At 68.1% G+C, this 21,691-nt stretch carries 19 protein-coding genes; 7 read left to right on the top strand and 12 right to left on the bottom strand.

The window, feature by feature from the left end; all coding sequences use genetic code 11:
- Nucleotides 1-897, top strand: a complete 897-nt coding sequence (locus LKD76_RS05430) for a DUF8832 domain-containing protein (protein WP_227979854.1) — start codon at nt 1-3, stop codon at nt 895-897.
- Entirely contained in the window at nt 894-3,131 is a 2,238-nt protein-coding gene (locus tag LKD76_RS05425) for a heavy metal translocating P-type ATPase (RefSeq protein WP_227979853.1), read from the top strand. Before LKD76_RS05430 ends, LKD76_RS05425 begins: the two co-directional genes overlap by 4 nt.
- Before the next feature lie 103 nt (nt 3,132-3,234).
- On the opposite strand, the gene LKD76_RS05420 is transcribed toward LKD76_RS05425, so the two are convergent.
- From LKD76_RS05420 to LKD76_RS05410, 3 genes are all read right to left on the bottom strand, one after another.
- On the bottom strand, nt 3,235-3,654 hold the full coding sequence (locus LKD76_RS05420; protein ID WP_227979852.1) for a hypothetical protein: 420 nt from the start codon (nt 3,652-3,654) through the stop codon (nt 3,235-3,237).
- Between the two features lie 204 nt (nt 3,655-3,858).
- Nucleotides 3,859-4,740 carry a 16S rRNA (adenine(1518)-N(6)/adenine(1519)-N(6))-dimethyltransferase RsmA gene (gene rsmA / locus LKD76_RS05415; RefSeq protein WP_227979851.1) on the bottom strand — a complete coding sequence of 294 codons (882 nt, stop codon included), beginning with the start codon at nt 4,738-4,740 and terminating at the stop codon, nt 3,859-3,861.
- A 22-nt stretch (nt 4,741-4,762) separates the two neighbouring features.
- Nucleotides 4,763-5,950, bottom strand: coding sequence for a lipase family protein (locus tag LKD76_RS05410; RefSeq protein WP_227979850.1), 1,188 nt, complete (start codon nt 5,948-5,950; stop codon nt 4,763-4,765).
- A gap of 190 nt (nt 5,951-6,140) precedes the next feature.
- Here LKD76_RS05410 and LKD76_RS05405 point away from each other — a divergent pair, with 190 nt between their 5' ends.
- Nucleotides 6,141-6,905, top strand: a complete 765-nt coding sequence (locus tag LKD76_RS05405) for an SDR family NAD(P)-dependent oxidoreductase (protein WP_227979849.1) — start codon at nt 6,141-6,143, stop codon at nt 6,903-6,905.
- A 106-nt stretch (nt 6,906-7,011) separates the two neighbouring features.
- Here the strand turns inward: LKD76_RS05405 and LKD76_RS05400 are convergent, their stop codons facing one another.
- Both LKD76_RS05400 and LKD76_RS05395 read right to left on the bottom strand, forming a co-directional pair.
- Nucleotides 7,012-8,139, bottom strand: coding sequence for a resuscitation-promoting factor (locus LKD76_RS05400; RefSeq protein WP_227985103.1), 1,128 nt, complete (start codon nt 8,137-8,139; stop codon nt 7,012-7,014).
- A gap of 196 nt (nt 8,140-8,335) precedes the next feature.
- Entirely contained in the window at nt 8,336-9,172 is an 837-nt protein-coding gene (locus LKD76_RS05395; protein ID WP_227979848.1) for a TatD family hydrolase, read from the bottom strand.
- A 102-nt stretch (nt 9,173-9,274) separates the two neighbouring features.
- Here LKD76_RS05395 and metG point away from each other — a divergent pair, with 102 nt between their 5' ends.
- Together metG and LKD76_RS05385 are read left to right on the top strand one after the other, a co-directional pair.
- On the top strand, nt 9,275-10,852 hold the full coding sequence (gene metG, locus LKD76_RS05390; protein WP_227979847.1) for a methionine--tRNA ligase: 1,578 nt from the start codon (nt 9,275-9,277) through the stop codon (nt 10,850-10,852).
- Between the two features lie 13 nt (nt 10,853-10,865).
- Complete coding sequence (locus tag LKD76_RS05385; RefSeq protein WP_227979846.1) at nt 10,866-11,513, top strand: TetR/AcrR family transcriptional regulator; 648 nt, start codon at nt 10,866-10,868, stop codon at nt 11,511-11,513.
- A gap of 19 nt (nt 11,514-11,532) precedes the next feature.
- On the opposite strand, the gene rsmI is transcribed toward LKD76_RS05385, so the two are convergent.
- Complete coding sequence (rsmI, locus tag LKD76_RS05380) at nt 11,533-12,378, bottom strand: 16S rRNA (cytidine(1402)-2'-O)-methyltransferase (protein WP_227979845.1); 846 nt, start codon at nt 12,376-12,378, stop codon at nt 11,533-11,535.
- 125 nt (nt 12,379-12,503) lie between these two features.
- Here rsmI and LKD76_RS05375 point away from each other — a divergent pair, with 125 nt between their 5' ends.
- The gene (locus LKD76_RS05375; protein WP_227979844.1) at nt 12,504-14,090 is read left to right on the top strand and encodes a dolichyl-phosphate-mannose--protein mannosyltransferase; all 1,587 of its coding nucleotides are present in this window, start codon (nt 12,504-12,506) and stop codon (nt 14,088-14,090) included.
- A 6-nt stretch (nt 14,091-14,096) separates the two neighbouring features.
- On the opposite strand, the gene LKD76_RS05370 is transcribed toward LKD76_RS05375, so the two are convergent.
- Complete coding sequence (locus LKD76_RS05370; protein ID WP_227979843.1) at nt 14,097-14,465, bottom strand: GntR family transcriptional regulator; 369 nt, start codon at nt 14,463-14,465, stop codon at nt 14,097-14,099.
- 6 nt (nt 14,466-14,471) lie between these two features.
- Nucleotides 14,472-15,698 carry an arginine deiminase gene (gene arcA / locus LKD76_RS05365; RefSeq protein WP_227979842.1) on the bottom strand — a complete coding sequence of 409 codons (1,227 nt, stop codon included), beginning with the start codon at nt 15,696-15,698 and terminating at the stop codon, nt 14,472-14,474.
- 121 nt (nt 15,699-15,819) lie between these two features.
- Between arcA and soxR the strand changes: the two genes are divergently transcribed.
- Complete coding sequence (gene soxR / locus LKD76_RS05360; RefSeq protein ID WP_227979841.1) at nt 15,820-16,392, top strand: redox-sensitive transcriptional activator SoxR; 573 nt, start codon at nt 15,820-15,822, stop codon at nt 16,390-16,392.
- Here the strand turns inward: soxR and LKD76_RS05355 are convergent.
- From LKD76_RS05355 to LKD76_RS05340, 4 genes are all read right to left on the bottom strand, one after another.
- Nucleotides 16,373-17,221: an SDR family oxidoreductase gene (locus LKD76_RS05355; RefSeq protein WP_227979840.1), complete on the bottom strand. Its 849-nt coding sequence runs from the start codon at nt 17,219-17,221 to the stop codon at nt 16,373-16,375. The two genes, soxR and LKD76_RS05355, sit on opposite strands and share 20 nt — an antisense overlap.
- Nucleotides 17,222-17,351: 130 nt before the next feature.
- Nucleotides 17,352-18,479, bottom strand: coding sequence for a glycosyltransferase (locus LKD76_RS05350; protein WP_227979839.1), 1,128 nt, complete (start codon nt 18,477-18,479; stop codon nt 17,352-17,354).
- 67 nt (nt 18,480-18,546) lie between these two features.
- The gene (locus LKD76_RS05345) at nt 18,547-19,620 is read right to left on the bottom strand and encodes a GAF domain-containing protein (protein ID WP_227979838.1); all 1,074 of its coding nucleotides are present in this window, start codon (nt 19,618-19,620) and stop codon (nt 18,547-18,549) included.
- A 10-nt stretch (nt 19,621-19,630) separates the two neighbouring features.
- A complete protein-coding gene (locus LKD76_RS05340; RefSeq protein WP_227985102.1) occupies nt 19,631-21,448 on the bottom strand; it encodes a putative bifunctional diguanylate cyclase/phosphodiesterase in 1,818 nt (605 codons plus the stop codon).
- Nucleotides 21,449-21,691: the final 243 nt, after the last annotated feature.

The raw sequence follows: 21,691 nt of genomic DNA, 5'->3' as shown, positions 1-21,691 counted from the left end.
ATGAAAGACAGACTCAGGTTCGCCGCGTTCGGCGGCGGGCTGGTCGTGTTGTTCGGGGCCGCGTTCGGTATCGGATCGCTCGTGGGCGATCCGGCCGAACCGGCCTCCGGGCACCACATCTCCGCCACGAACGAGGCCGCGGGCGCCGGATTACGGGCCACCGAGGCCGGATACACCCTCACCGCACTCAGCGCGCCCACGTCCACCGACACCACCGGCAGTCTGCGCTTCCGGATCGACGGCCCCGACGGCGCTCCCGTCACCACCTATCGCGACCTGCACGAGAAGGATCTGCACCTGATCGCGGTGCGCTCCGATACGACCGAGTACCGGCATGTGCACCCGGTTCGCGATGCCGCCGGCACCTGGTCCATCGATTGGGCCTGGTCCGAACCCGGCACCTACCGGATCTTCGCCGATTCCCAGCCGACCGGCGCCCCCGGCGAACTGGTGCTGAGCAAGACCTTCACGGTCGCCGGACCGGCCACCGACATCCCACTGCCACCGGCGTCACGCACCACCGCCGTCGACGGCTATCAGGTGCGCATGGACGGCGATCTGTCCACCGGCGGCAGCCAGGTGAACTTCACCATCAGCAAGGACGGGAAACCGGTCACCGATCTGCAGCCGTATCTGGGCGCCTACGGGCACCTGGTGGCGCTGCGCGGGAACGATCTGTCCTATCTTCATGTTCATCCGGAAGGCGAGGTCGGTTCGACTCCCGCCGGGCCACAGGTCGCCTTCCACGCCCAGGCACCCGGTGTCGCCGCCTACCGCTTGTATCTGGACTTCGCCCACGAGGGCACGGTCCACACCGCGGAGTTCACCGCGAACGCCGTGGGCAGTGACACAACCGACCACAACAGCCACAACCAGCACGGAGGAGGTCACCAATGAGCGCGCCCACGACCGAGCGCTCCATCGAACTCGATATCGGTGGGATGACCTGCGCCTCCTGCGCCGCTCGCATCGAGAAGAAGCTCAACCGGCTCGACGGCGTCACCGCCACGGTCAACTACGCCACCGAGAAGGCGAAGGTCAGCTTCCCCGAATCGGTGACGCCGGATCAGCTCATCGAACGTGTCGTCGACACCGGCTACACCGCGACCGTGCACGACATCCGGCCGGCGGAAGCCTCCGCCGCCGATGATGTTCCGGCCGATTCGGCGCTGCGGAACCTGCGCAACCGGCTGCTGGTGAGTCTCGCACTGGCGATTCCGGTCATCGCGCTGGCGATGATCCCAGCGCTGCAATTCCGCAACTGGCAATGGCTTTCGCTGACGTTGGCCACCCCGGTGGTGTTCTGGGGCGGCGCCGCGTTCCATCGCGCCGCCTGGACCAATGCCCGGCACGCCACCGCCACCATGGACACGCTCATCTCACTCGGCACGCTCGCCGCCTACACCTGGTCGGTGTACGCCCTGTTCTTCGGTGACGCCGGGATGCCGGGAATGAAGCACGGTTTCAGCTTCTCGGTCGAGCCCGCCGCCGCGGCGTCCAACATCTATCTCGAGGTCGCCGCCGGGGTGATCGTGTTCATCCTGGCCGGACGGTACTTCGAGACTCGCGCCAAGGACCGGGCCGGATCCGCGCTGCGGGCACTGCTCGAACTCGGCGCCAAGGATGTGGCCGTGCTGCGTGACGGTGCCGAGCATCGCGTTCCGGTGGCGGAGCTGCGGGTCGCCGATCTGTTCCTGGTTCGCCCGGGTGAGAAGGTCGCCACCGACGGTGTGGTCACCGAGGGGAATTCGGCCCTCGACATGAGCATGCTGACCGGCGAATCGGTACCGGTCGAAGTAGGTCCCGGCGATCCGGTGATCGGCGCGACCGTCAACGCCGGCGGCATGCTCACCGTCCGCGCCACCCGCATCGGATCCGACACCCAGCTGGCCCAGATGGCCGCGCTGGTGGAGGACGCGCAGAACGGCAAGGCACCGGTGCAGCGGCTCGCCGATCGGGTGGCCGGGGTGTTCGTGCCGATCGTCATCGCGATTTCGGTACTGACGCTGGGCTTCTGGCTCGGCAGCGGCGCCGCGGTGGCGGTCGCGTTCGGTGCGGCGGTCGCGGTGCTGATCATCGCCTGCCCCTGCGCGCTCGGCCTGGCCACGCCCACCGCGCTGCTGGTCGGAACCGGGCGCGGCGCCCAACTCGGGATCCTGATCAAGGGTCCACAGGTGCTGGAATCGACCCGCCGCATCGACACGGTCGTGCTGGACAAGACCGGAACCGTGACCACCGGCACCATGTCGCTGGCCGAGGTGATCACCGCCGACGGCGAGGACACCGAGGAGCTGCTCGCGGTGGCAGCCGCCGTGGAACACGGCTCCGAACATCCGGTCGCCCGCGCCGTGGTGCGAGGCGCCGCCGAGCGCGGACTCACCGGCGAGCCGGTGCAGCAGTTCGTCAGCCACGGCGGAAAGGGTGTGCAGGGCCTGGTCGGCGACCGCGCGGTCGTCGTAGGACGCATCGAACTGCTGCGCGATTGGTCGATCGAGATCCCGGAATCGCTGGCGCGAGCCAAGTCCGAGGCCGAGAACGCCGGGCGCACGGCGATCGTGGTGGCCTGGGACGGCATGGCACGCGGGGTGCTGGTGATCGCCGACGCGATCAAGGCGACCAGCGCCGACGCCATCGCCGAGATGCGCGCACTGGGCCTGACACCGGTACTGCTGACCGGTGACAACGCGGCCACCGCGCGCACCGTAGCCGACCAGGTCGGCATCGACGAGGTGATCGCCGAGGTGTTGCCCGCCGACAAACTCGATGTGGTGAAGCGACTGCAGGACCGGGGCAAGGTCGTCGCGATGGTCGGTGACGGCGTCAACGACGCGGCCGCCCTCGCCCAGGCCGATCTGGGCCTGGCGATGGGTACCGGTACCGATGTGGCGATCGAGGCCGGCGACATCACCCTGGTGCGTGGCGATCTGCGCACCGTGGCCACCGCGATCCGGCTGTCCCGCGCGACGCTGCGCACCATCAAGGGCAACCTGTTCTGGGCCTTCGGCTACAACGTGGCGGCGATCCCGCTGGCCGCGGCGGGACTGCTCAACCCGATGCTGGCGGGTGCGGCCATGGCGCTGTCGAGCGTGTTCGTGGTCAGCAACAGCCTGCGCCTGCGCCGATTTCGCTGAGCGATCGGTGCGATAGTGGCCGACCGGCCCCACCGCTTCCCGCGGTGGGGCCGGTCGGCCATATCCGCACGCCGCTGCGTCGGACCACCCCGTCCGGCCGGGATCAGGGCAGGATGTTCGGGACGATCTGCGGCGCCTGTTCCGCCACTACCGTTCCGACGGCTACACCGGCGTAATACCCGGCGAAGGTGCCCGCGGCCGCACCGAGGACACCGCCGGCGATGGCGCCGATCGGGGCGCCCACCACCGTGGGACTCGCGAGGGCGGCTCCGGCGGTGCCACCGACCACGGCTCCGGTGAGACCACCGACGACCTGCCCCGCGGCCGTGCCGATATATGTGGCGTTCTCGAGCGGGCTCGCGATGGGCGCCGTGTGCAACACCGGTGCGGGCCCGGCCGCCGGGGCCGTCGCGGATGCCGATCCCGCCGCGCCGAGGGTCACCGCGGCGGGCACAGCCACGGCAACCGGAAGTCCGCGCATGACCGTGCCGCGCTTGCTCGCCGCGCGATGACGACCGCCCATGAGATCCGCCCTTTCCGAGGCTCGCTGTTATCGCGAGTCCTATCGGCGACAGCTCCCCGGATACAACAGGAATGTGAGCGGGTGCGCACACTCGGACGCTGCGCTATGAATCGGCCGGAGAACCCAGCGGAGAACGCGACACCGGAGAATTCCGGCCGATCGAGGTGGGAAGCACACCGACGGTGCACACGCCGCGGCCGACGGTCAGCTCTGTTCGGCAAGCCGGACGAAAGCCGCGGTGTCGAGCGTTTCACCGCGAGCGGTAGGCGCGATACCCGCGGCCACCAGCCGCCGTTCCGCCTCCGCCGGCGATCCCGCCCAGCCCGCCAGTGCTGCGCGTAAGGTCTTGCGGCGCTGCGCGAATGCCGCATCGACCACGGCGAACACCCGTTCGCGGTGAGCGGTGTCGAGTGACCACGGCGGCTGGTCGAAACGTTCGATGCGCACCAATCCCGACTCGACCTGCGGCACCGGCCAGAACACCCGCCGGCCGACCGCTCCCGCGCGGCGCACGGTCCCGAAGAAGCCGGCCTTCACACTGGGCACCCCGTAGATCTTGGAACCGGGTTCGGCGGACAGACGATCGGCCACCTCGGCCTGCACCATCACCAAAGCCGTTCTGATACTGGGCAATTCGGCCAAGAGATGAAGCAGGACCGGCACCGCGACGTTGTACGGCAGATTCGCGACCAACGCGGTCGGCGCACCGGGGATGTCCGCGGCCGAGACTCGCAGCGCGTCGCCGGGCACCACCGTCAATCGGTCCGCCAGCTCCGCCGCCCGATCGGCCACGGTTTCCGGAAGATGGTGCGCCAGTACCGGATCCAGTTCGACCGCGATCACCCGGTCGACCACATCGAGTAGCGCCAGTGTCAGCGATCCGAGGCCGGGGCCGACCTCGAGCACCACATCCGCACGTCCGACCCCGGCCGCGGCGACGATCCGGCGCACGGTGTTGCCATCGTGGACGAAGTTCTGCCCGAGCTGTTTGGTCGGGCGGATGCCGAACCGCTCCGCCAGCACCCGCACTTCGGCGGGGCCGAGCAGTTCGGCCTGGCCACGGGCTTCGCTCACAGGTTCGGACACGCCCGACAAAGTATCAGTGCGGCTACGGTTGGTACGGCGTGGACTGGACCCGCGCCACGAACGCGTCCATCGCGGCCCACATCTGCGGATTCAGATCGCAGTGCTGTCCGGTACCCACGACCGATTGCGCGTCGACCCCACCGGCGGCCAGCTGCGCCGCCAGGGCGGCATGCAGTGGCGAGGGCACGGTGGTGTCGGTCGCGTTGAGCAGCAGCAGGATCGGCGCGTCGTAGCCGCTCGTCGGCACCGCCAGATAGTCGGTCAGCGCCGCGGTGAAAACGGGATCCCCCAGTGGTTTCGCCAGCAAGTCGCCGAGGGAGGCGCCATTGGTGCGAGCGATCATGCCGTCCAGGCACAGCGATCCGATACCGTCGACCAGTTCGCGACCCCGCGGGCTCAGGTAGCCGTTCACATCGATATCGGGCCGGGCCTCGCGCATGCCGACCAGCACACCCGCGATGAAGGCGGTACTGGCTCCGCTGGTCCCTGGAATATTCGGCACCCACGGGGCGGCGGCGGGAAGGACGTGTTCGAGATCGGATTCCGGGTCGAGGGCGATGGTGCCGCGGTAATCCAGATCCGGCGCGTAGCTCTGTTGCAGATGGGCGGTGCCCAGGGCCGCCTGCCCGCCCTGCGAGGCGCCCACCGCGACCCAGGTCCGCGACAGTTCCGGATATGTCGCCCGCGCGGCGCGGAGCAGGTCCAGGGTGGCGGTGGCCTCGGTCCGGCGCTCCAGATACGGGTGCGGCCCGGTGTCGAACCGGCCGAGCCCGAGGTAATCCGGCGCCACCACCGCGAAGCCCTTGGACTGGAAGTACTGCAGGATGCGGTCTTCTTTACCGCGGCTGGACGGATAGGGCGCGTGTACCGGATCGGAGATCCCGCTGCATCCAGGGCCGAGCCCCGTGGTGCCGTGGTCGTAGGCGACGACCGGCCAGCCGCCGGCCGGCGCCGGTCCCGGCGGGACGAATACCGCTCCGCTCGCGGGCACCGGAGCGCCGCTCGAGGTGGTGGTCCAATACTCGAACAGCGAACCGCCGTACATCGTGTGCCAGCCGTCGGGTTGCGCGGTCCGCGATATCGGCGTTCCCGCCGGTGCCGCGGCCGTGGCCGAGGGGGCGGCAACGACCGCCAGGGCCGCGGCCGCGAGCGCGACGCCGGCCACCATCGGCCGGCGCAGGATCCGAGCCGAGAAAACCGCCAACCTCATCAGGCCACCTCAGTTCATCGGGGATGTGCCGAGTTTACGGTGCGTATCCGCTGTGGACCCCGAATTCCCTGGCCGTGGCGTCGTCGACCGTTGACGGAAACTGATACGCGTTCTAATTTCGGTGTGGTCGCGGAACAGACGGTGGCGCATTCGGTTTCACCGCACCCGATCGCAGGAGAGGACGGCCACGATGACGCTCAGGCACGAGGGACGGCGAGTGGTGGTGACCGGGGCCGGCTCCGGCATCGGACAGGGTGTGGTGCTGCGACTGCTCGCCGAGGGTGCGCACGTCGTCGGCGCCGACATCTCCGAACCCGGCCTGAAGGAGACCGTGGCGGCCGCGGGCGAGCATCGCGATCATCTACACACGGTCACCGTCGATGTGGCGAATCCGGAATCGGTGCGAGCCGCCTGCACCGAGGCCACCGACCATCTCGGCGGGCTGGACGTCCTGGTCAACGCGGCCGGCATCATGCGCACCGCGCACACGCACGATATGCCGTTCGAATCCTGGAACCAGGTCATCGGCGTCAACCTCACCGGCACCTTCCTGATGATGCAGGCCGCACTGCCGACCCTGCTGGAGTCCGAGCATCCAGTGATCGTGAACTTCTCCTCCACCGCCGCCTTCGGCTCCCACCCGTACATGGCCGCCTACGCCGCGTCCAAGGGCGGCGTCAACGCGATGACGCACGCGGTCGCGCTCGAGTATTCGAAACAGGGCCTGCGCGCGGTGAATATCGTGCCCGGCGGCATCACCAGCGGGATCACCAATAATCTGTCCGCCCCCGAGGACGCCGACTGGACCCTGTTCTCCCGCCTCACCGGCTGGCTCAACGGCGGCACCCTGGGCGAACCCGCCGACGTAGCCGGAGTGGTGGCCATGGTCGCCTCCGAGGACGGCCGCTACATCACCGGCTCGGAGATTCGAGTGGACGGCGGAGCCTTGATGTAGGACCGGCGGACCGTCTCGCGCTTCAACGGCAACTGTCAGCCCACCATCTGCCAGACGGTCCACCCCGCCGGAGCGAAGCGAGGGCCACAAATCCGGAGCCGAGAATTCAGCTGATCCCCAGCCGACTGGTACAGGCAGGCCAGGCTCCCCATCCCTGCCGGGCCCGAGTCACCTCGGCGATGGCGATCTGCTCTTCCCGGGTCGCCAGATCGGGTCGCGCCGCATACCGCGTCCCCCCTTGCCTCGACCAGGTGTTCTGATCGAACTGGATGCCGCCGAAATATCCGTTGCCGGTATTGATGGCCCAGTTGCCACCGGATTCGCATTTGGCGAGCGCGTCCCAGACCGCCCCGTCGCGCACGGGCGGGACTTCCGTCCCCGGCTTGGCGCCCTTGCGCACGGTTTTGGCCTGTGCGGGCACGACGACGGTGTGGCCGACCGCTTCGCGACCGGTTTCCCTGCCGTTGACGATCGATACGTCGTAGGTGACGTCCTGCACGCCCGGCTTACCCGGATTCTCGACGACGGTGCGGCTCATGTTGAGGTCGGCGTCGTCGATGACGTTCTCGGGCGGGTCGAGCGCTTCGCGTTCGGTGACCTTCTCGGTGCGCTTGCGGGTGACGGTGATCTTCATACCGTCGTGCAGCGGGGTCGCCGCCCCGGGTTGCACCGTGTCCTCACCGGCCAGCGGCACGCCCTGCACCTGGAGCAGTTCACCGACGGTCGGCGCGGCCAGCCGCACATAGCTCGCGCCTTCGCCGTTGTCGGAGAGCTGGACCGTGCGGGGACTGGTGACGGCCAGTGCCGCGCCGATCAGCGGCAGCGGTGTGGGACGTGCGGGTGAGACGAATACGTCGCCGGGCAGTTGCAGCTGGGTGAGCGCGTCACCGACGGTGTAGGCGGTGGTCCACACCTGCTTGGTCTTACCGTCGAAGGTCAGTGCGACCTGGCGGGCGCGATTGAGTGTGATGGTCGCGCCGTCGACGGCATGTGTGTCGCCGCCCGGCGACACCGAGTCCTTGCCGGCGAGTTTGAACCCGCCCGCCTTGATCACACCCTTCACGCTGGCCGCCATGGTGGTGACGGTGCTGCGCTGACCGTCGACGACGAGGGTGACGGTCTTGCGATTCACGATCGCCAGGCTGGCGCCGATGATCAGGGTGATCAGCATCGCGGCGATCGCCGCGTAGAGCAGCGGCGAGCGCGACGTGTTGATCCGCTGGAGAGCGGATATCCGAAACTCCGGCATGGTCACAATACGATAACGAGGGGGTCGGTTCCCGGCAACTTCATGCCGTGGAACAGGGGATTTCCACATCACGATTCGATATCGACGATCCGGAAATATTACGACCGCGCAATAGTAAGTGAACTGGAGCACACAGCGCGCTCCAGCTGCCCGTTATGTGACGTACTGCACGCGGACCGGATCAGGAGCGTGGCAGCCGGTACACCCGTTCGGCATTGGCGGTGGTGATCGCCGCGAGCTCGGCCGGATCCTGTTCACGCAGTTCAGCGAGGGCCCGCACGGTGTAGGGCAGGCAATACGGCTCGTTCGGCGCGCCCCGGAACGGGTGCGGTGTCAGGAACGGCGCATCGGTTTCCACCAGGATCTGCTCGTCGGGCACGAGAGTGGCGGCCTCGCGCAACTCGTGCGCGTTCTTGAAACTCACGGTGCCGGAGAAACTCAGCACATATCCCTCCGCCACGCAGGCCAGCGCCATATTGGCGTCGGAGGAGAAGCAGTGGAAGATCACCGTCTCGGGCGCACCCTCGTCCAGCAGCACCGCCAGCACGTCGTGGTCGGCCTCGCGGTTGTGGATCATCAGCGGTTTGCCCAGGCGCTTGGCCAGGTCGATATGCCAGCGGAAGCCCTCGACCTGATCCTCGATGGCGGCGCATCCGTCGAGTTTGCCGGGCCAGTAGTAGTCGAGTCCGGTCTCGCCGACGGCGACCACGCGGGGATCGGCGGCGAGTTTCTCCAGTTCGGCACGGGTGGCCTCGTCGAGTGCCTGCGCACGGGTCGGATGCAGGGCGACGGCGGCGTACACACGGGCATCCCAGTGCGCGGCGCCGACGGCGAAACGGGCGGCGTCGAGATCGTCGGCGATGGTCACGACCCGGCCGACACCCACCGCGGCGGCCCGATCCACCATGGCGGCAACCGATTCCGCGTCCTCGGCGCCACAGGCGTCGAGATGGGTGTGCGCGTCGACGAGCGGGGACAGCGGTTCGGGCGGCTCGGGTGCGGGTCGTTTACCGGGCATCGGACCAGATTAGACACCCTCGCCGGCGCCGTGGTGGCCCCGGCGGCACCGGGCGGGTATCGACGTGAGGTGATATCGGCGGCGGATTAGAGTAGGGGCACCATGAGCGCACCCGAACGCACGTCGTCGAATTCCGCACCGGCCTTCTACATCACCACGGCGATCGCCTACCCGAACGGCGCGCCGCATATCGGCCACGCCTACGAGTACATCTCCACCGATACGCTGGCCCGCTTCAAACGGCTCGACGGCTACGACGTGTTCTTCATGACCGGTACCGACGAGCACGGCCAGAAGGTACAGCAGGCCGCGCGGGCCGCGGGCGTGAGCGTCGAGGAATACGCCGCCCGCAATTCGGATGTGTTCGAGCGAATGGACAAGGCGCTCGATATCTCCTACGACCGTTTCATCCGCACCACCGACGAGGACCACCTCGCCGCCAGCATCGCGATCTGGGAGCGGATGCGGGCCGCGGACGACATCTACCTCGATACCTATTCGGGCTGGTATTCGGTGCGCGACGAGGCCTTCTACACCGAGGAGGAGACCACCGTCACCGAGGACGGGACGCGCGTCGCGACCGAGACCCGGACGCCGGTGGAGTGGACCGAGGAGTCGAACTACTTCTTCCGGCTGTCGAAATACCAGGACAAACTGCTCGAACTGTACGAGACCACACCGGATTTCATTCTGCCCGCGACGCGGCGCAACGAGATCGTCAGTTATGTGAAGGCGGGTCTGAAGGATCTGTCCATTTCGCGCACCACCTTCGACTGGGGTGTGCCGGTACCCGGCGATCCGGCCCACGTGATGTACGTGTGGGTCGACGCGCTCACCAACTATCTGACCGGGGTCGGCTTCCCCGATACGGAATCGGCCGCCTTCCAACGATTCTGGCCCGCGAACGTTCACATCATCGGTAAGGACATCACCCGGTTCCACACCGTGTACTGGCCGGCATTCCTGATGTCGGCGGGTATCGAATTGCCGAAACGTGTCTTCGTGCACGGCTTCTTGTTCAACAAGGGCGAGAAGATGTCGAAATCGGTCGGCAATACCGTGGATCCGCTGGATCTGGTCGAGCAGTACGGACTGGACGCGGTGCGGTTCTTCCTGCTGCGCGAGATCTCCTACGGTCAGGACGGTTCCTACAGTCACGACGCCATCGTCGGCCGGATCAACAGTGATCTCGCCAACGAATACGGCAATCTGGTGCAGCGCAGCCTCAAGATGGTGGCCCGCGATTTCGGCTCCGCCGTACCGGCTCCCGGTGAATTCACCGCCGCCGACCGGGAACTGCTGGACCGGGCGAACGGACTGTGGGAACGCTGCCGCGAAGAATTCGACGGCCAGCAGATCCACCTCGCGCTCGAGGCGATCTGGCTGACACTGGGTGAGACCAACAAGTACTTCTCCGCACAGCAGCCGTGGGCACTGGCCAAATCCGGGACGCCCGAGGATGTCGCACGCGAGGCCACGGTGCTCTACGTGACCCTCGAGGTGCTGCGGATCGTGTCCATCCTGGTGCAGCCGGTGATTCCGGGCTCGGCGGGACGGATCCTGGATCAGCTCGGGCAGACCGCCCGCACGTTCGCCGATCTCGACACTCCGATCGAGGCCGGACTGGCATTACCCGCACCCGAACCGGTCTTCCCGAAGTACGTCGAGCCAAAAGACTAGGCGCACGGCCGGTATGGATCCGGAATTCGCCGAACGGCACCGCAGCACCCGCGCAGAGACGCTCGGTACGCCACGGGGCCGGCTCATCGACGCGATGGTCGAATGTGTCGGTGCCCGTGGTTACGCGGCCACGACACTGACCGATATCGTCGGCTCCGCCCATGTCTCACGCAGCACCTTCTACGAGCACTTCGTCAACAAGGAGCACTGTTTCGCCGAGGCGGTGCGTACGGGTGTGCAGATGGTACGCACCCGGATCGCCGAGGAATTGACCGAACTGCCGGCGGCCGCGGATCCGCGCCACCGGATCGCCACCATGATCTCCACGTTCTGCACGGTCATCGCCGCCGAACCGGATTTCTCCCGGTTGATACTGGTGGAATCCCTGTTGGTCGGCACCGCGACCGCGGAGCTGCGCGATGCCGCCGTCGACAGCTTCACCACGATGTACCGGCAGTTCCACGATCAGGCCCGTGCCCTCGACCCCGCCGTGCCGGAAGTGCCGGACGATCTGATCGCGCTGGTGCCCGACGCGATCGGTGAACGCACCCGGCGAGTACTGATCAACACCGGTGCCGGGCGGGTGCCCGAATTGGCCCCGACCTTCATCGAATTCGCCCATACGGTGCTCGGTCTGACGCCGGCGGCGGTGCACGCCTAGGCGTAACCGGCGACCGGGCTCACCGCGCGCGAGCGGCGAGTACGGCGTCGTAGAGCTCGCGTCGCGATACCCCGCCGACCCGGGCGGCCACCTGCGCGCAGGCATCCTTGAGCCGGGTGCCGTCGGCCACCAGCTCCTCGACCTCGGCGACGAGGTCGACGGGATCGGCCGAAACCGGTTGTGCCCCTTCGACCACCACCGTGATCTCCCCGCGCGCACCCTCGACGGCCCACTCGGCCAGTTCGCCGAGACCGCCGCGCACGACCTCCTCGTAGGTCTTGGTCAGCTCCCGGCACACCGCGGCGCGGCGATCGGGACCGAGGATGTCGGCGGCGTCGGCGAGACAGTCGGCGAGCCGGTGCGGGGACTCGAAGAACACCACCGCGCGGGATTCGGCGACCAGCGTGCTCAGCCATTGCCTGCGCTGCCCGGACTTGCGCGGTGCGAAGCCGTCGAAACAGAACCGCTCCATGGGCAGTCCGGACAGCGCCAGCGCGGTGGTCACCGCCGAGGGGCCGGGCAGGCAGGTCACCGGGAGATCGTGTTCGATACAGGCCGCCACCATCCGGTAACCCGGATCGCTGACCGAGGGCATCCCGGCATCGGTGACCAGCAGGACGGTCCGTCCGGATTCGATCTCGCCGAGCAGCATCGGAATTCGGGCCGTCTCGACGTGGTCGTAGAAGCTGACCACCCGGCCGGTGATCTCGACCTCGAGCGCCTTGGCCAGCGACCGGGTGCGACGGGTGTCCTCCGCGGCGACGATCTCGGCGCTCGCCAGCGCCTCCCGCAACCGAGCCGATGCGTCGCCCACATCGCCCATCGGCGTCGCCGCCAGCACCAAGCGCCCGCCGGGCTCGCCCATCGCCGTCCTTTCCCCGAAACACCGATCCGTACCCCGACCATCACACCGCACCCGCGCGGCGGGCCGCCACGCAGGTCGGCTCACCGCCGCGCGGCCCACCCGTGGACACCGCCTACGATCGGTGCGTGACCCAGCTGACCGATACGCGACCGGCGATCGGCGGGGGCCCGGCTTCGTCCAGCCCGGCGCCGCTGCGCCCCACCCCCGATTTCGGGCCCACCGATCGGGCGCGGGGCTGGCTGGTGACGATATTCCTCACCGCGATCGCCGCGGTCACCCGGTTCACGATGCTGAACTACCCGACCGATGCCGGCACCCCGGTATTCGACGAGAAGCATTACGCCCCGCAGGCCTGGCAGATGGTCACCGGCGGTGGCGTCGAAGACAATCCGGCTTACGGGCTGGTGGTGCATCCGCCGGTCGGCAAGCAGATGATCGCGCTGGGCGAGGCCCTGTTCGGCTACACCAGCTGGGGCTGGCGGTTCACGGCGGCGGTCTTCGGATCGGTGCTGATCTTGCTGGTCATCCGCATCACCCGGCGGATGACGCGGTCCACGCTGATCGGCGCCTTCGCGGGGGTGCTGCTGATCGCCGACGGGCTGACATTCGTCTCCTCCCGGATCGGCATGCTCGACATCTTCCAGGCGGTCTTCGTCGTCGGCGCCTTCGGCTGCCTGATCGTCGACCGGGATCAGGTACGCGAACGGCTGGCCCGCGCCGATGCGGAAGGGCGCATCACCCTCAGTGTTTTCGGGCCGCGCCTGGGTGTGCGGTGGTGGCGGTTCGGTGCGGGCCTGCTGCTCGGCATGGCCTGCGGCACCAAATGGTCGGGCATGTACTTCATCCTGTTCTTCGGGCTGATGACGGTCTGCTTCGATGTGGCGGCCCGGCGCGCCTACGGGGTCACGCGGCCGTGGGCCGGGACCGCGGTCCGAGATATCGGCCCGGCGCTGTACGCGCTGGTGGCCATTCCGCTGCTGGTCTATCTGGCCACCTACTGGGGCTGGTTCGCCAGTGAGGACGGCTACGACCGCTATTCGGTCGGGAACGCGGTCGGAACGGGCGGCACCTGGTCCTGGATTCCCGATGCGTTGCGCTCGCTGTGGCACAACCAGGCCGAATCGCTGAAATTCCATGAGAGTCTGACCAACTCGGCGGGCAATCATCACCCGTGGGAGTCCAAGCCCTGGTCGTGGCCGATGGGGCTGCGCCCGATGCTGTACTACTACGCCGACAACGGTGTCACCGGATGCGGGCAATCGGTCTGTGTGAAGGCGGTGATGCTGATCGGCACACCCGCCATGTGGTGGCTGTCGCTGCCGATGCTGGCGTGGGCGCTGTGGCGCTGTGCCACCCGCTTCGATTGGCGGTACGCGGCGATGCTGGTCGGCTACGGCGCCGGCCTGCTGCCCTGGTTCGCGGATCTGGACCGGCAGATGTACTACTTCTACGCGGTGCCGATGGCCCCGTTCCTGGCCATGGGCCTCGCCCTGACCCTCGGCGATATTCTCGGCCCGGCATCGCTGGTGCGCACCCGATCGGGCCGCTGGTTCACGGTGGCCGGAGAGCGCCGAAGTCTCGGACTATTGCTGGTCAGCCTGTATCTGGGCCTGGTGATCGCCAACTTCATCTGGCTGTGGCCGATTCTCACGGCGCTGCCGATCACCCCCGGCAACTGGCACGACCACCTCTGGTTACCGAGCTGGCGCTGAGCCGGACTACTCCCGGATCTCCCCCAGCGCGGCCCGCACGAACCGCAACGCGGCCTCGTCGTCGAGTCCCAGCCGGCGTATCGCCGCGACGTAGTCGGTCGCGGCGCGCCCGGCCGCATCGCGGGTCGGATCGCCCGAGGAGGCGATGAACGAACCGAGCCGCCCGCGGGTTTCCAGCACCCCGTCCTGCTCCAGTTCGCGATAGGCCCGGGCGACCGTATTGGGTGCCAGTCCGAGCTGGACGGCCAGCGCTCGCACCGTGGGAATCTTCGTCCCCGCGGTGAGCTCACCGGACTGCACCCGGGCGACGATGCCCAGCCGCAGTTGCTCGTAGGGTGGCACCGTCGAATGATGATCGACCGGGATATCCAGCATCGGCGTCTACACCTCGTCGCGCGACAGCGGGCAGGACAGACAGCGGGGCCCGCCACGACCGGATCCCAGTTCGGACCCCGGAATGGTCAGCACTTCGATTCCCGCATCGGACAGCCGGCTGTTCGTATTCTCGTTTCGTTCATAGGCGACCACGACCCCCGGTGCCAGCGCGAGTGTGTTGTTGCCGTCATCCCACTGTTCCCGCTCGGCGGTCACTCCGTCCAGCCCCGTGTCGATGACGCGCAACTTGTCGATGCCCATGGCCTCCGCCGCCGCGGGCAGGAACGGATCCGGGCCACTCATCCGCACCGACTCGCCGTCGGAGCGAATAGTGAACGCGCACAGTGAGTTCTGCACGCCCGGATACATCACCACCGCATCGGTGTCGACCATGGTGCAAACGGTATCCAGATGCATGGTGGCCCGATTCTGCGCGATCGGCACCACCAGTACGGTATGCGCCAGCGCATCGTCGAACAGGCTGCGCGCCAAGGCTTCCGCACCCGCCGGTGAGGTGCGCTCCCCCACGCCGATGGCGACCACGCCGGGCGCGAGCAGCAGGACGTCGCCACCCTCCATCGGGGCGGTGTGGGATTCGTAGGCCCGGCGCACCCCGAGGAACCGCGGGTGGAAGGCGTAGACCAGATCGGTGAGCGAGGTTTCGCGCGCACGGGCCGGCAGAGCCAGCGAGGTGATCGCGACCTTCGGCCCCACCCAGAACGAGGAATCGCGGGTGAACAGCAGATTCGGCAGCGGGTCGATGACGAAATCGGTGCCGTGATGCATCCGACGGACCAGCGAGGCGGTATCGGGTTCGAACGGTAATTCGTCGAAAGTCATCCCGGCCATGAGGATTCGCGACAGGTCCGGTGCGGGTACCGCGCGCAGATAGGTCTTGAGATCCTCGGCCAGCGCGAAGCCGATGCGCCGGGCGTCGACCGCCGCGGTGATGCCCATACTTCGCCCGGCGCCGCTGACCGCCAGCGTCTCGGTCAGCAGATCGGCCAGCAGTAGCACCTCGACTCCGCGGCCGCGCAGGACATCGGCGAAGGTCTCGTGTTCCTGCTGCGCGCGCTCCACCCACGGGATGGCGTCGAAGAGCAGCTGATCGTTGTTGCGCGGGGTGAGCCGGCGCAGCTCGTCCCCCGGGCGATGCAGCAGAACCGCACGCAACGTCCCGACCTCGGTCGTCACGGAAAACGGTCGCGCCGGGGGCACAGCCTCTGTTCCCATATCCCGACCGTAATGTGCCGCCGCCCGGTTGGCACGAAATTGTTCGCCTACCACGCCGGATCCGGAGCCCGAGTTGCCGGTTCTCGCCCGGCGCACCGATTACCTGAAGTATGGTTTAGGTATGCAGCATACGACCTGGCACGCCAAGGAGCTCACCCCCGGCCAACTGTCGGAACGCAGTGGGGTCGCGGTGTCGGCACTGCATTTCTACGAACGCGAGGGGCTGATCGCCAGCCGTCGCACGAGCGGCAACCAGCGCAGATATTCCCGGGAAACGCTGCGTCGGGTGGCATTCATCCGGATCTCGCAACGCGTCGGCATTCCGCTCAGCGAAATTCGCAAAGCCCTCGACACTCTACCCGAGGGACGCACTCCCAATCGCAAGGATTGGGAACGATTGTCGGTAACTTGGCGAACCGACCTCGATCAGCGCATCGAACAGCTCACCCGGTTGCGCAACAGTCTCACCGACTGCATCGGCTGCGGCTGCCTCTCGCTGGGCAGCTGCCGGATCGTCAACTACCACGACCGCCTCGGCGACGAGGGGCCCGGCGCTCGCACGCTGGATGTGAACATCGACTGCGCCCGTCCCGAGGGCTGCGAAACACCCTCCGGAACAGCGGAATCCGCCGAATCGGAAGCCGCCGGAACCGGAGCCGACGAATTCTGCGAGATCAACGAAGGAATCTGTTGAACTGATCGTTCGCGCGCCGCATCGTGAACTCGTAGGGCCAGGCGAACTTACGCGCCCACCAGTAGCCGAAGCGCACATCGAAGGAGGTGTACACGATGAAGCGGTTCTTCTCGATACCGCGCAGAATCGCGCGCGCCGCCTGGTCCGGCGAGACGGCGTGGGACTGAAAACGCTTCACGTAGCGTTTGATTCGCGGATCGTCCCGGTCCACACCGGCGATCTCGACGGTTTCCACCAGATGGGTGTTCACCGCGCCCGGCACCACCAGATGCACCGTGATCCCGTGCCGGGCCAGATCGAATCGCAGCACCTCCGACACACCGCGCAGCCCGAATTTGCTGGCGCTGTAGGCGGCGTGCCAGGGGAAGGCGAGCAGTCCCGCCGCGGAGGACACATTGACCAGCGCACCGCCGCGCCCGCCCTTGACCATGGCAGGCACGAAGCTCTCGATGACGTGGATGGGGCCCATCAGGTTCACATCCACCATCGACCGCCAGTGCCGATGCTCCAGATTCTCGACCGTCCCCCAGGCCGAGATCCCGGCGACGTTCATCACCACGTCGAGGCTGCCGTGGCTGCGGTGGACATCCTCGGCGAACAGCGCGACGGCCTCGTGGTCACTGATGTCGAGCGCCCGCGATTCGAGTACTTTGCCACCGGCCCGCCCGATCTCGTCCACGGTGTCCGCGAGACCGGTGGCGTCGATATCGGTGAGGACCAGCTCGGCGCCCTCGGTCGCGGCGGCGATCGCCGTCGCCCGACCGATTCCGCTGGCCGCACCGGTGACCAGAGTCTTCTTGCCGCTCACGGACTTCAAGCGATCACGCACGCCGTTCCTCGAATGCTCTACGGTGATGCCCGTCGCAGCGGGACATCCGGACTGACTATCTCCGTTGCCCAGGAGCATACGTGTTGGCGGACACACCGCGCCCGCACCGGGCCGATACCCGATGCCACAGCTACGACATTCCGCTCAATACCGACAGCATCCCGGCGACGGCCACCGGCCACGGGAACTGTTCGGCCCGCGACCGCGCGGCCAGTCGGCGTTGTCCGGCCGGACGGGCGAGCACATCGGTGACGGCGTCGGCGAAGGCCGACGGATGATCCGCGGCCACCGCCCCGCATTCGGCGGTGACGATATCGGCCAGCGCCGAGGACCGGCTGGCCACCACCGGCGTCCCGGCGGCCAGCGCCTCCAGCGCCGCCAGCCCGAACGTTTCGTGCGGGCCGGGCGCCAGTGAGATGTCCGCGCTCGCCAGCAACGTCGCCACCTGTGTCCGGTCGTCGATGAATCCGGTGAAGTGCACCCCCGGGCGGCCGTCGGGCAGCGCCGCCACCCCGCGCGCCTGCCGGACCAGCGACTCGCGCCGCGGGCCGTCCCCCACGACCACCAATCGCACGTTCACCCCGCCGCGCCGCAACCGTTCCACGGCCTCGATGCTGCGATCGACACGCTTCTCCACCGACAGCCGCCCGCAGTGCACCACCAGATGCGATCCGCCCAGTCGCGCCCGCAGCGCACGATCGTGGCGATGCGGTGCGAACAGCTCCAGATCCACACCCAGCGGCACCAGCGCGACATTCGGCACGTCGATCCGCTCGAACTCGGCGCGGGCGAATCCGGTCGTACACACCACCATGTCGTACTCGGCGGCGGTGCGGCGATTGGCGATATCGGCGGCCCGGCGGGCGACGGAGGTCGGCAGCACCTGTCCGAGCAGCCGATCCAGTCGCTCGTGCGAAATCATCACCGACGCGATGTCGCGGTGGCGCGCCCATCGGCCGAAGCCGCGCAGGGTCAGCCGGTCCGACACCTCCAGCGCATCCGGCGCGAGCCCGGTCAGCACATCGGCGACCGGACGGGGATCGGCCGCGCGGTACCCCCCGGTCCACGGAATCGCCAACGCCGGCACGGTTATTCGCACCACCCCGCTGGGCAGGATCTCCTCGCCGCGGCGCGCTCCCGGCACGATCAGCACCACCTCGTGCCCGGCGGCCACGTATCCGGCGCCGAGGTGATGCAGTGCGGTGCGAAGTCCACCCGAACGCGGACCGTAGAAGTTCGCCAGCTGAGCGATGCGCACGCGCCGATCGTCCCGGCCGCGGGAACCACCGGGGCCAACACGGGGTGAATCCCCGCGGAAGGCTCGGCTAACCGCGAGCGGGCCGGACCCGGATCATGCCGTGGGCCCGTTCCGAGCCCAGCCGGGACAGCTCGGCGCGCACCGGGACCCAGTCCGCGTCCGCGAACCGGACCCGGAAGACGAATTCTCTTGTAGCGTCGCCGTGTTCATCGGCGAGAACGGCAGCGCAGGTCGCGCGGTAGATCTGCCGATCATCGGGATGCAGTACCGGACGTTCGGTGGTCCAGCGTTCCAGCGGCGGCGGGGGCGCACTCGTCCACTCGTAGACCACGCCCATCGCCAATTCGACGAATCCGACGCCCGCGACCGCCGACCGCGATACGGCCCGGGTTATCGCCAGATCGGTATCCGGCCGGGGCGGGCTGACATCGGTGATCTCGTGCAGCAGGGCCCTGGTGATGTGCGCGGTCCGGGGCGCGCCGGCATCCCTGGCCACCAGGTGCGGATCCGCGCGGTGCACCCGCACCACCAGCTGGAAAGTGCGGACGATCTCGTCGTCACCGCGGATCGCCAGCTCACCGTGCCAGCGGCCGGAGGGGTCGGTCCCGGCGATCACGGCGGTGTAGCCCATGCGCTCGTCGAAACGCACCATCCGGCCGAATACCTCCGGGGGCGTCCGCACCACCCGCACATCGCCGGGCGCGCGGGCGAAGGCCATTTCCTCGAGTCCGGGTCCGTGATGGGCGAGTTCGGTATCGGAATCCCAATCCCAGGCCGCGACCACACGCCGCGGCGGCGGCTGCTGATGGGCGGCGCCCAGCCACAGATGCACACCGTGCACGGCACCGAAGGAACAGAAGATCGGGACCGCGATCGCGGTACAGCCGCCTTCGGACAACACGATTCGGCCCGCGGCCACGCGGCCGTCCGCATCGGGAGTTCGCGCGGGCACCGCCGCGACCGCCGCGTCGACCGCGGCGGCGGCCACAGTGGTGGCCGCCGTCCCCAGTGCGCGGCCGGCCCGCGACAGATTCGTCCATTCCCGGATGCGGTGCCCGTCCGCGACGATGGTCGGCTCCAGGCTCGGCGCGAGCGTTTCCACCAGGAGCCACGGCGAGCCCACGGTTTCGACGTCGGTCATACCCGCGAAGTCAGATCCGGTGCGCCCCACGGGAAACCCGTGGGAGTTCGAGGTCGAGTGGGATGCGCCCTTCGGCGAGATGCGATTCGGCCTCCTCGGCGGGCATCGGCCGCGCGATCAGGAAGCCCTGGGCGCGATAGCATCCGAGACCGACCAGCGTGCGCGCCGCGACCGCCGTCTCCACGCCCTCGCCCACCACGCCGAGCCCGAACGAGCCGGCGAGGCCCACAATGGATTTCACAATCGCCAGATCGTCGGTACTGGCGCCGAGCCGCTGCACGAATCCACGATCGATCTTGACCGCGTCGACCGGAAGCGCCTTCAGATGCGACAGCGAGCTGTAGCCGGTCCCGAAATCGTCGATCGCGATCTGCACCCCCATGCGCTTGAGGCCGCGCAGCGTCACCTGGGTGCGGGTCAAATCCGAGACCACGACATGCTCGGTGATCTCCAGGCAGATCGAACTGCCGTCGATGCCGTGGCGGCGCAGCACATCCTCGACGCATTCGACGAAGTCGAGGCTCACCAGCTGCACCGGCGAGACGTTGATCCGGATCACCACATTCGACGCCAGTCCGGCGCGACGCCACTTCGCGAATTGCGCACAAGCCGTCCGCAACACCCATCGTCCCAGTTCACCGGCCAGATTAGTCGCCTCGGCCACGCCGACGAAGGCGCCGGGGGGCAACAGTCCCCGGGTGGGATGCTGCCAGCGCACCAGCGCCTCCAGCGCGACGATACGACCGGTCCGCAGGTCCACCTCCGGCTGATAGTGCAGCAGCAGCGATCCGTCGGAGACCGCGCCCCGCAGATTCAGCTCGACATCGTCTTGGAGCTCGAACTGCGCGCGCATGGCATCGGTGAAGACCGCGACCCCGTTGCCGCCGCCGGATTTCGCCGAGAGCAGGGCGTGATCGGCCCGGCGCAGCACATCGGCCACCGTGGTCTCCCCGGGCATACCCAGGGCCACCCCGACGCTGGCGCCGCGACTGACGGATTCTCCGCCGACCGACACCCGCCGGGTGATGAGCTGCTGGATCCGGGTGGCCTCGAGTTCCGCGGCCACCGAATCCACCGGTTTGGCCGGCACGATCACGAATTCGTCGCCACCCAGGCGCGCGATCATGTCGTGCGGGTCGAGATGTTCCTTGAGCCGGGCCGACAGCGTGCGGATGAAGTTGTCACCCGCGGTGTGGCCCAGAAAATCGTTGAGCGCCTTGAGCCGGTCGAGGTCGAGGAAGAACGCGGCGACCGGTCCCGGGCTGCCGGGCCGCAGCCGTTCCTCCATATGCTCGAGCAGCGCCCGTCGATTGGCCAACCCGGTGAGATCGTCGTGCAGGGCGATATAGCGCAGCCGCTCCTCGGCGACGACGCGCGCCTGCAATTGGGCCAGCAGCGCCGCGATCGCCTTGAGCACATTGATTTCCCGCGTACTCCACTCCCGGTCGCCCATCTTCATGAAGCCGAGCAAGCCGGTGGATTCACCGCGGGAGATCAGCGGAACGGCCGCCGTCGTGACATCGCCGAAGCCGGAGGACCGGCGAATCGTGTCGAGATAGTCGGAGAATTCCGGGGTGGGCCGGGCGATCATCGGTTCGGTCGCGTGTTCGATGGCCCGGAACACCGAATCGGCGCGATCGAAATACACGACGCGCAACGGATCGGGGTCGGGCACGTCCGGGCGGGGCGGCCATTCCGCGATCAATACGGTCGCGCGCCGTTCCCGGTCGGTATGGCGGACGAAACTGAAATCGACGTCGAAGTAGTCGACCAGTTTGGCCAGCACTCGTTCGGTCGCCGCCACCATCGTCGTGGCGTCGACACCCATCAACTCCGCAGCGACCTGCGTCACCAGTGAGTCGAGCGTTCGCCGAGGCACCTTGTCTCCGATCGCGCTATCCACGGCATGTCACGGGAAGGACGTCCACGCCCCGAGCGTCGATGGCTCTGCCCTGAACCGACGCTAGTGTATCGACGTATCGCCATGAAATCGCGGCGAGTTCGCGGAGAGGTGCGTCGAAGAATTCGCCGGGGCCCGATCCGGGGCCGAAATCCGGGGTGCGCGCGAGGT

This window comes from Nocardia spumae (genome assembly GCF_020733635.1).
Taxonomy (GTDB): Bacteria; Actinomycetota; Actinomycetes; order Mycobacteriales; family Mycobacteriaceae; genus Nocardia; species Nocardia spumae.
This window is presented reverse-complemented; position numbering and strand designations above follow the sequence as displayed.